This is a genomic window from Aromatoleum toluvorans, assembly GCF_012910905.1.
Classification (GTDB): domain Bacteria; phylum Pseudomonadota; class Gammaproteobacteria; order Burkholderiales; family Rhodocyclaceae; genus Aromatoleum; species Aromatoleum toluvorans.
The window spans coordinates 179,104-188,352 of sequence record NZ_WTVN01000004.1 but is presented as its reverse complement, the minus strand read 5'-3'; the positions used below and the strand labels follow the sequence as shown (position 1 = coordinate 188,352).

The 9,249-nt window shown below is 65.4% G+C and carries 10 protein-coding genes; all 10 read right to left on the bottom strand.

All coding sequences use genetic code 11. The features are described 5' to 3' along the window. Nucleotides 1-70: 70 nt before the first annotated feature. The gene (dmpH, locus tag GPA22_RS04840; protein ID WP_169254960.1) at nt 71-877 is read right to left on the bottom strand and encodes a 2-oxo-3-hexenedioate decarboxylase; all 807 of its coding nucleotides are present in this window, start codon (nt 875-877) and stop codon (nt 71-73) included. Next, nucleotides 874-1,671: a 2-oxopent-4-enoate hydratase gene (dmpE, locus tag GPA22_RS04835; RefSeq protein ID WP_169254959.1), complete on the bottom strand. Its 798-nt coding sequence runs from the start codon at nt 1,669-1,671 to the stop codon at nt 874-876. The genes dmpH and dmpE overlap by 4 nt, the downstream gene beginning before the upstream one ends. Nucleotides 1,672-1,678: 7 nt before the next feature. Further along, nucleotides 1,679-3,139 carry a 2-hydroxymuconic semialdehyde dehydrogenase gene (locus tag GPA22_RS04830; protein WP_169254958.1) on the bottom strand — a complete coding sequence of 487 codons (1,461 nt, stop codon included), beginning with the start codon at nt 3,137-3,139 and terminating at the stop codon, nt 1,679-1,681. A gap of 237 nt (nt 3,140-3,376) precedes the next feature. Beyond that, nucleotides 3,377-4,438, bottom strand: coding sequence for an NADH:ubiquinone reductase (Na(+)-transporting) subunit F (locus GPA22_RS04825; RefSeq protein WP_169254957.1), 1,062 nt, complete (start codon nt 4,436-4,438; stop codon nt 3,377-3,379). A gap of 10 nt (nt 4,439-4,448) precedes the next feature. Continuing rightward, nucleotides 4,449-4,805, bottom strand: a complete 357-nt coding sequence (locus GPA22_RS04820) for a phenol hydroxylase subunit P4 (RefSeq protein ID WP_169254956.1) — start codon at nt 4,803-4,805, stop codon at nt 4,449-4,451. Nucleotides 4,806-4,873: 68 nt separating this feature from the next. Next, the gene (locus GPA22_RS04815) at nt 4,874-6,391 is read right to left on the bottom strand and encodes an aromatic/alkene/methane monooxygenase hydroxylase/oxygenase subunit alpha (RefSeq protein ID WP_169254955.1); all 1,518 of its coding nucleotides are present in this window, start codon (nt 6,389-6,391) and stop codon (nt 4,874-4,876) included. Between the two features lie 36 nt (nt 6,392-6,427). Continuing rightward, the gene (locus tag GPA22_RS04810; RefSeq protein ID WP_169254954.1) at nt 6,428-6,697 is read right to left on the bottom strand and encodes an MmoB/DmpM family protein; all 270 of its coding nucleotides are present in this window, start codon (nt 6,695-6,697) and stop codon (nt 6,428-6,430) included. 11 nt (nt 6,698-6,708) lie between these two features. After that, nucleotides 6,709-7,701, bottom strand: coding sequence for an aromatic/alkene monooxygenase hydroxylase subunit beta (locus GPA22_RS04805; protein WP_169254953.1), 993 nt, complete (start codon nt 7,699-7,701; stop codon nt 6,709-6,711). 39 nt (nt 7,702-7,740) lie between these two features. Further along, on the bottom strand, nt 7,741-8,007 hold the full coding sequence (locus GPA22_RS04800) for a phenol hydroxylase subunit (protein ID WP_169254952.1): 267 nt from the start codon (nt 8,005-8,007) through the stop codon (nt 7,741-7,743). A gap of 12 nt (nt 8,008-8,019) precedes the next feature. Continuing rightward, on the bottom strand, nt 8,020-8,952 hold the full coding sequence (locus tag GPA22_RS04795) for a catechol 2,3-dioxygenase (RefSeq protein WP_169254951.1): 933 nt from the start codon (nt 8,950-8,952) through the stop codon (nt 8,020-8,022). Nucleotides 8,953-9,249 lie beyond the last annotated feature (297 nt).

The following is a 9,249-nucleotide window of genomic DNA, read 5'->3' as shown; positions in this document are numbered from 1 at the left end:
CCCCAACCCTCCCCTTGAAGGGGAGGGAGTAACTGCGCCGATCCACCGCCGGACTGCTAATTACAATCGGTCAGACGAAGCGCATCGACACGCTGCCCAGCTCCTGGAAGCGCGCGACGATGCTGTCGCCCGGCTTCACGGCGATGGCCTCGGTGATGCCGCCGCTCATCACGAAGCTGCCGGCGGGCAGCCCTTCGTCCAGGTCGGCGAGGATGTTCACGAGCATGGCCACCGCGTCTGCCGGGTGGCCGAGCACGGCCGCCGAGGCGCCCATCGTGACGATCTCGCCGTTCTTCTCCATGACGACGCCGAGCGTGCGCAGGTCGAGATCCTCGACATAGCGGGCACGGCCGCCGCCGACGAAGCGTGCGGAAGAGCCGTTGTCCGCGATCACGCTGGCGAGGTCGAACTTGAAGCCGGAGAAGCGCGAATCGATGATCTCGACCGCGGGCAGCACGTAGTCGGTCGCGTCGAGCACGTCCTGGCGCGTGCAGGCGGGGCCGCGCAGGTCCTTCTTCATCACGAAGGCGACTTCGCATTCGACGCGCGGATGCACGAGGTCGGCCGTCGAGATCGCGCTGTTTTCCGGGCGCGCCATGCGGTCGGTGAGGAAGCCGATCGACGGCACATCGACGCCCATCTGCTGCATTTTGGCCTTCGACGTAAGCCCCGCCTTCCAGCCGACCAGCCGATGACCCTGCGCGATATAGCGCCGGCGCAGTTCGCTCTGCACGGCGTAGCCGTCGGCGATCGTCATCGACGGATACTCGTCGGTGAGCTTCGTGATCGCGTATGCGCCCCGTTGCGCGCCTTCGACGCGCTCGGCGAGGCGCACGACGTCCTCGCGCGACAGCGTCAGTTCATTGTTTCGGCTCATACCGCGCTCCTTCCGGCAAATTTCACGCGGCAGCTGCCAAGCCCGCCGACGGTACACACCAGTTCGTCGCCATCGACGACCGGCACCAGCGGCGACTGCGATCCCGACAGGATCACTTCGCCCGCCTTGAACGGGATGCCGAGCTCGCCCAGCGTGTTCGCGAGCCACGCGACGGCATTCGCGGGCGAGCCCTGCACCGCCGCGCCGACACCAGTCGAATGCAGCTCGCCGTTCTTCTCCAGCACCATGCCGGCGAGGGTGATGTCGAGCTTGCGCGGGTCGCCCTTGGTCTTGCCGAGCACATACACGCCGCACGAGGCGTTGTCGGCGACCGTGTCCTGGATGCGGATCTTCCAGTCGGTGATGCGCGAATCGACGATCTCGAAGCAGGGCACGACGTAGTCGGTCGCGCGGATCACGTCCATCGCGGTCACGCCGGGACCCTGCAGGTCATGCTTGAGCACGAAGGCGAGTTCGGCCTCGGCCTTGGGCTGGATCAGCGTGCCCAGATCGATGACGTCGCCTTCCTGGTACACCATGCCGGACGTGAGCTGGCCGAAGTCCGGCTGGAACACGCCGAGGAAGTCCTGCACCGGCTTGCTCGTCACGCCGATCTTCTTGCCGACGATCTTTTCGCCCGCCTGAACACGGCGCTCGATGTAGCGCAGCTGGATGCGGTAGGCGTCGTCGAGCGTGATGTCCGGCTCGCGTTCCAGCAGCGGGGCGACGGTGCGGCGCTCGCGCCAGGCGTCGAAGAGCTCGTCGCCGTATTGCCTGATCTTTTCTTCGTTCATGGCTTCCTCAGAGCTTCACGCAGATGTTTCGGGTTTCGGTATAGAACTCGAGCGAATGAACGCCCCCTTCGCGGCCGATGCCGGATTGCTTGGAACCGCCGAACGCGGTGCGCAGGTCGCGCAGGAACCAGCTATTCACCCAGGTGATGCCGACCTCGACGCGCGCCGCGACGCGGTGCGCGCGGGCGAGGTTCGTCGTCCAGATCGTCGTCGAGAGGCCGTATTCCGTGTCGTTCGCGAGTGCGACGACTTCGTTCTCGCTGTCGAACGGACGGATGTGGCAGCACGGCCCGAAGATCTCCTCGCGCACGACCGCCGCGTCGTCGGGCAGCCCCGTCCAGATCGTCGGCTCGACCCACGCGCCTTCGGCGAGCGCGCCCGGCATCTGCGGCACGCCGCCACCGGTGACGACCGTCGCGCCCTCTTCCACCGCCTTGCGGTAGTACGAGAGCACCTTCTGGCGATGCTCCTGGCTGATCAGCGGGCCGTAGTTCGCATCGTGGTCGTCGGGACGGCCGAACTTCACGCCTTCCGCCTTCACCTTCAGCGCCTGCACGAAACGCTCGAAGATCGGGCGCTCGACATACACGCGCTCCGTGCCCAGGCAGACCTGGCCGGAGTTGAGGAAGGCCGAGCGGAAGATGCCTTCGACTGCGGCGTCGAAGTCCGCGTCGGCGAACACGATGCCGGCGTTCTTGCCGCCGAGCTCGAAGGACACGTCGCGCATGCCTTCGGATGCCGCTTTCATGATCGCCGCGCCGGTACGCGTCTCGCCGGTGAAGGTGATCGCATCGACGCCGCGGTTCTGCGTCAAGAACTCACCCGCCGAGTCGGGCCCGAAGCCATGCACGACGTTGTACACACCCTTGGGCACGCCGACCGCGTTCATCACTTCGCCCAGCAGCGTCGCGGTGTGCGGCGATTCCTCCGACGGCTTGACGACGACCGTGTTGCCGCAGGCCAGCGCCGGCCCGACCTTCCACGTCATCAACATGAAGGGCGCGTTCCACGGGCAGATCACGCCGATCACGCCCTTGGGCACACGGATGCCGTAGTTCAGCGCGCCACGTCCGTCCGGCGTCGCCATCTGGAAGGACTCGTTCGGCACGTTCTTCACCACGTCCGCGAACACCTTGAAGTTCGCCGCGCCGCGCGGGATGAACGCGCTCGTCATCACGTGGCGCGGCTGGCCGGTGTCGGCCATCTCGGCTTCGACGAAGTCCTCGAAGCGGCGCGTGATCTCGTTGGCGACGCCGTACAGCAGCTCGACACGCTGCTCGGTCGTGAGGCCACCCCACTCGCCGTGCAGCGCGGCACGGGCGGCGCTCACCGCGGCGTCGACCTCGGCCCGTCCGGCCTCGGCGATCGACGCGATCACGCGGTTGTCGAGCGGCGAACGCTTGTCGAAGCGCTTGCCGCTCGCGGCGGCCACGAACTCGCCGCCGATGAAATTCTGGATCTGACGCATGGTCACCCTCGCTCCTTGTCGCTGTTATCCGTTCGCGGCGTGCTCGCTGCATCCCGCGCTTGAGGACCAGTCTATGAACGGTGAGATATACCGTCCAATACCTTTATTTCTGCCACACGATACCTTTTCGGTATCCATCTGCCCGGCCGCCCGCCTGCCCTCGCTACATAAAAAAGCCCGCCACCGATCGCTCGGGGCGGGCACAAACACCAAGCCGCGAGGAGAGGAAATTGCGGCTCAGATAGCCTTGAACAAGGGGCTGCGCACCTGCTGCGCATCGGCCGCCGAGATGAACTTCTCGGTGTAGATGTCGCGCTCGAACAGCCGCCCCTGCATCAGCGTCGTGATGCACGCGTCGATCATCAGCGGCGGGCCGCACAGATAGGCCTTGTGTCCGCGGAAGTCGTTGTCGAAGTGGTGCTTCCCCGCCTCATGCACGAATCCGCGGAAGCCCTGCCAGTCCGAATCCGCCGGCTCGTGCGACAGCGCCGGCACGTAGCGGAAGTTCGGATGCTGCTCGGCGAGCGCGAGGAATTCGTCGTGGTAATACAGCTCCTCGCGCGTGCGCTGGCCGTACACCAGCGTGATCGGCCGCTCGAAGCCTTCTTCCAGCAGATCCAGGATCATCGAGCGCGGGCTCGACAGCCCGGAGCCGCCGGCCATGAACACCACCGGCACGTCGGCCGACTTCTTCACGAAGAAGCGCCCGTAAGGCCCGGAGATCTTCGTGCGCTCGCCAACGCGCATCGTTTCATGCACATAGCGCGTGCCCTGCCCGCCCGGCACGATGCGGATATTCAGCTCGATCTCGCCCGACCCCGACGGCGCACTCGCGACCGAAAATGCGCGGCTGCCGATGCCGTCCGGCAGTTCCAGGTTGATGTACTGCCCTGCCTGGAAGCGCATCCCCTCCGCGTCGTCGAGCTTGATCCACACGCCCTTGATCGTCGGCGTCAGGGTCTCGATGCGGCTCACGGTCCCCGTGAAATCGCGCACCGGCAGGTTCTCGGCGTCCGGGTCCTCCTCGATCTCGGCCTCGATCACGATGTCGCCTTGCGCCGTCGCGCAGCACGCCAGCGTCTTCTGCTCGTTGCGCTCGAAATCCATCAGCGCGAAGCTCGACGCCTCGCCGTGATCGACCTCGCCGTCGACGACCTGCACCTTGCAGGTCGCGCACAGCCCGTGACAGCACGCATGCGGCAGGTACACGCCGGCGCGTAGCGCCGCATCGAGGATGGTCTGCCCTTCCTCGATGGGGATCGTCTGGCCGAGCGGCTCGATGGTCAGCTCGTAGCTCATTGCCCGGTCCTCAGGCAGCGACGGCGAGCGTCGTCAGGTTCGGCGTGCGGAAGCGGATCTGGTCCTTGTGGCCGATGCCGTTGTCCGCGAGGCTGCGCTCGAAGTCCGGCGTCCAGGGCTGGTTCGACTTCAGCCACTCGACCTGCGTCCAGTCGATCGCGGCGCCGTCCGGGTCCGGCTGCACGAGCGCCGTCAGCGGCCCTTCGACCAGCTCGCGAAAGCTCATCTGCGGCGCCGCGTACAGCAGGAAGGGCGCGGCGAAGAGCAGGTGGTGATCCCAGCTTGCATACACCAGCTGCTTGCCGTTGAAGTTCCCGACGCGGTCGCGCGCGACGCCGACGTATTCCTTGGTTGCTGCTACGGTCATGATTGTCTCCTTGAGATCGGGCTGCGGCGCGCATGCAGCACGCCGCGCATCCTCTTTTGTATGGGGGATCAGCTGTTCGACGTCGCCAGGCCGCGCCACTGCTCGAAATTGCGCTGGTCGACCGAACCCACGTAGTCGCCGTTGTCCTGTCCGTCGCGCAGGCTCACCCAGTCCATCCACTTGCCGATGTCGCCTTCGAGTTCCGCGAACAGCGCCGGCATCGGCAGCCAGGCCTGGATGTACTTCTCGGGCTCGTTCTCGAACACGTGCTGGCAGCCGTCCGAGCAGAAGTGGTACTTCTCGCCCTTGTAGGTGGTCTCGCGATGGCAGGCCATCGTCGGGTCGTCCGGCTCGGTGAACACGATGGGCAACTGGCAGGTCTGGCACAGCTTGGCGAGGCCGAAGTTCTTGAACTGTTTCCCCTCGGCGGCGAGCTTGCGGATGTGTTCCCAGCGCGGCCGGTAGTACTTGTCGAAGGTCGTCGGGTACTTCGCCGACAGCCACGCCATGTCTTCGTCGGACGGGATCCACGAATGGAGGGAGGTGCCGAAGCTCCACTGGTACAGCCCGAGCATGATCTGGTGCGACATGTGGTCGGTCGCCTTCTCGGCGTCGTCCCAGCCCTTGGGCGGACGGATGCCGTAGCGCGCCAGATCCTTGAACAGCGCGCCGCCGTTCTCGACGCCGTAGATCTCCCACGCCTCGCGCCACGACATCACGCGCTTGGGCAGCATGTAGTCCATCATCGTGCTCACCAGGCCCAGCACGCGGAAGCCGCGCCAGAACCACTTGTCGAGCCAGCCCTGCACGATCGGCAGGTTGTCCGGGTCCTGCTCGAGCATGAACTTGATGCACTCGAGGCCCAGCGTCATGTGGCGGGCCTCGTCGGACTGCGCCGAGAAGCCGAAGGTCACGGTCGCCATGTCGCCGTTGTAGGCCGCGCCCGACATGAAGGGCACGAACAGCAGGTTGGTCAGCACGTACTCGAACGAGAAGCCGATCGCGATCATGAACTCGAACGGGCCGGCCGACATCGCGTCGTCGAAGAACGAGCGGGCGACGGTGTTGTACCACATGCGGTCGCGCGCATCGGCGAAGGCGTGGAAGCCGTTGTAGTACTTGTTGTAGTTCGACAGCGCGTGGATCTGCGTCTGCGCATGGCGAATCTCGTCGATCGCCTGCATCTGGCATGCGACCTGGGTGCCGACGCCGGGGAACTCGCGGCCGACGCGCGAGAAGCCCTTGTGCGCGGCATACTCGCCCGGGCTGATCGCCTGCAGGAAGACCTTCAGCGCCGACAGGTAGCGGCCGTCGGTGATATTCAGGTGGCCGTTGTTCTGCGCGTGCGCGTCGATGATCGCGTAGAACTTGCGCTCCTTCTCGGCCTGGTACTTCCAGTAGGCGTCCATCGTCAGGCGGAACGGGTCTTCCCACTTGTCCCAGTCGTGCACCTTGATGCCCTCGTAGGTCGCGTACGGAAAGATTTCCTCCTTCGTGTGATAGCCCGGCTCCCAGCCGAGATCGCGCGTCATCACCCGGTATTTTTCCTTCAGGCCGAGCTTCTTCTTCGTTGCTTTCATATCCATGACGGTCTCCTTGTTTGACCCTGCGATGCGGCCTGCTTACTCGGCCCAGCTCAGGGTCAGCGTTTCGTCGTCTTCGTCGACGTTGCCGCCCAGCGTGATGAGGTTGATGTGCAGCTCCTGCAGGTCGAACGCGCGGCCGATCTGCTCCTCGATCGTCTCCTTGCGGATCACGAGGCGATTCGGCGCGTCGATCTTCACCATCGCCGGCTGACGATTGACGACCGCGTGCGGGTTGTCGATCTCGATCGCCTCGATGATCGGGCGGGTTTCCTCGTTCGCCTGCAGGGCGATGAATACGGTGGACATCGGTGGGCCTCTCAGATCGTGATGCCGGTTTTCTGGATGCGGGTGCGGAAGCCCGCGAGTTCTTCGCCGACCGCGGCGTCGGCATTGGCGCCGAGCGCGATCTCGGCCACCGGCAGCAGCGCGGACGCTGCCCGCGCGCTCCACGCGGCGATCCAGTCCTGCAGCACCGCGCGGTTGTCGTCGGACTCGGCCGCCGCGACCTTCAGCACCGCATCGACCCACTTCTTCGTCTCGTCGAACCAGTCGGTCATGAACTGCGTGAGCATCGCGACAGCCGAGGCGCCCTGCGCGGACAGGAAGTCATCGACGATGCGGCCATACACCAGCGGATACAGCAGGCCGTCGAGCGCAACGTTCTGCGCGACGAAGACTTCGAACGGGTCGCGCAGCACCAGCGTGTCCTCCACGTAGCGGCGCAGCGGCTGCCACACCGGGTCGTCGAGCCACGCCGCCTTGGCGGCGTCGAGCGCTTCGGTGTCGCCGAGCAGCAGGCCGAGGCGTGACAGGTACTGGGCGATGCCGAGGTTGTCCATCGCGTGGTAGATGCAGGGCTGCGTGAACACGGCGCCGTAGCCGTAGCCGCAGATCAGCGTGTTGTTCTGGTTCGCACCCCACGCGGCGTGGCGCAGCGGCACCAGCACGTTCAGCGCGGTGTCGCGCAGCGCCGGCGGCAGCATGTCCGCGAGTCCGCGCGACTCGACGAACACGAAGTTCGCCTCGGTCGTGTCCTGCTGGCGCGCGCGGGCCAGCGTGTAGGTGCTGTAGTAGAACTGGCGCGGATCCTTCAGCGCGTACCAGTCCTTCATCACGATCTTGGTGATCTTCGTGTCGTACAGATCCTGGTCCGGGTCCCAGGTCGGCTTGTAGTGCAGGTTCTCGGCGGCCTGGATGTCGTAGCTGCCTTCCTGGTAGCGCGACGCCGGCTTGTCGCCGAAGCGGCGCGCGAGGTGGTCGAAAGTCTGGCGCAGCGGCTGGATGCTCACTGTGCGAAGGTCGATCTGCATGGAAGTCTCCGTGGCGCCCCGCGCGGGGGCGCGTTTTATTTATCTGAAGCGGGTGCGGGTCGCGTCGGCGAGGCGCCAGTCCCAGTCGTCCGCCGCGTCGCGGGGTTCGGCTTGCGGCGCGAGCATCTCCACCGCATTGCGTGCGCAGAACTCGGCGAAAGCCTCGCGCGTCAGGATCATCTCCACCGCCAGGTCCGGCTCGCCGACCGCGAAATCGAACTCGACGAAACCATTGGCGCGCTCGCCGGTGACGCGCACGAAGCGGCGCCGCGTGTCGAAGCCGGCCGGGGTCGCATGGCTGCTCATCGCCCCGCCCCCTCAGCTCACGACCGTCAGGAAGGTCTCGTGGAGCTTGCGCTGCGGGTAGTCGAGGCCCTGGCCGAAGTTGTCGAAAGTCCAGGTCAGCGGCTCGGTGTTGTCCGGATAGGGCTGGTAGCCGCCCATGAAGGTCTCGAAGCGGTTGCCGGAGGGATCCCACGCGTAGATCGTGCAGCCGCGCGTGACGCCGTGGCGCGTCGGACCGATGTCGACGGGGACCTTGTTCATCGACATGATGTCGCCCGCGCGCAGCACCTGCTCCCAGCTCTCCATCAGGAAGGAGCAGTGATGCAGCTTGCCCTTCTCCGGGTACTCGGCGAACGCGATGTCATGCACCTTGTGCGAGCACGACAGCCAGATCGCCGCGTTGTTTTCGCCGTCCGGTGTCAACACGCGCTCGACGAGGTAGAAGCCCAGTACCTCGGTGAAGATCTTCTGCACCTCGGCGACGTTCGGGCCGTACAGCAGCGTGTGGTCGAGACGCACCGGTCCGATGCCATGCTCGCGCTGGCGCGTCCAGGGGGCGGGATTCACGATGGGCAGGCCGTTGCCGATCGCGGTCTTCTCGGCGTAGAGCTCCATCACGTGACCCGACGGCAGCTCGAAGCGCACGCGTTCGCCCGTTTCCAGCATCTCGCCGGCAGGGATGCGCTCGGTCTTGATCCCGTACGCCTGCAGATCCGCGTCCAGCTTGTCGAGCGTGGCGCGGTCGAGCACCTTGAACGCGAAGAAGTCGATGCCCGCACGATCGGCTTCGCGGATCACGTAGCTGTTGTGATCGCGCTCGTCCCAGCACTTGAAATACACGCGGCCCTGCGCGTCGCGGCCGGTTTCAACGAGGCCCAGCACATTGCGGTAGAACTGCACCGCCTCTTCCAGGTTCAGCACGCGCACCTGGGCGTGGCCCGGGCGAAGAACGCCAGTCATTGCCATGTCTCTTGTCTCCATTGTTCTATGTGGAACGGTCTCGGCGACTCATCCGCCATCCGGTCTTCGGGCCGTCTCAGGGCCGCTGGAACCGGGGCTGACGGTTTCGTCACTGGGGGCGATCAATCAATTCGTCTTATGCCGCCCTCAGGCCTGTTAATGCATCGGCCGTGCCATGTTCGACAAGTTATTGTTTTTGCGCGACTCTTTGAAAATCGTGGAAAAGTGGGGCAAATTCCCCACTGACGCTTTTGTCCATCGGGCGTTTTCGCCTTACAAAAGCGTCACGATGCGGTGCACAAC

Bases quoted from the DNA above. Each gene is read 5' to 3' on its own strand.
- GPA22_RS04800 (WP_169254952.1), bottom strand. From the start codon at position 8,007: ATGAGCAGCCATGCGACCCCGGCCGGCTTCGACACGCGGCGCCGCTTC.
- GPA22_RS04810 (WP_169254954.1), bottom strand. From the start codon at position 6,697: ATGTCCACCGTATTCATCGCCCTGCAGGCGAACGAGGAAACCCGCCCG.
- dmpE (WP_169254959.1), bottom strand. From the start codon at position 1,671: ATGAACGAAGAAAAGATCAGGCAATACGGCGACGAGCTCTTCGACGCC.
- GPA22_RS04825 (WP_169254957.1), bottom strand. From the start codon at position 4,438: ATGAGCTACGAGCTGACCATCGAGCCGCTCGGCCAGACGATCCCCATC.
- GPA22_RS04820 (WP_169254956.1), bottom strand. From the start codon at position 4,805: ATGACCGTAGCAGCAACCAAGGAATACGTCGGCGTCGCGCGCGACCGC.
- GPA22_RS04830 (WP_169254958.1), bottom strand. From the start codon at position 3,139: ATGCGTCAGATCCAGAATTTCATCGGCGGCGAGTTCGTGGCCGCCGCG.
- GPA22_RS04805 (WP_169254953.1), bottom strand. From the start codon at position 7,701: ATGCAGATCGACCTTCGCACAGTGAGCATCCAGCCGCTGCGCCAGACT.
- GPA22_RS04795 (WP_169254951.1), bottom strand. From the start codon at position 8,952: ATGGCAATGACTGGCGTTCTTCGCCCGGGCCACGCCCAGGTGCGCGTG.
- dmpH (WP_169254960.1), bottom strand. From the start codon at position 877: ATGAGCCGAAACAATGAACTGACGCTGTCGCGCGAGGACGTCGTGCGC.
- GPA22_RS04815 (WP_169254955.1), bottom strand. From the start codon at position 6,391: ATGGATATGAAAGCAACGAAGAAGAAGCTCGGCCTGAAGGAAAAATAC.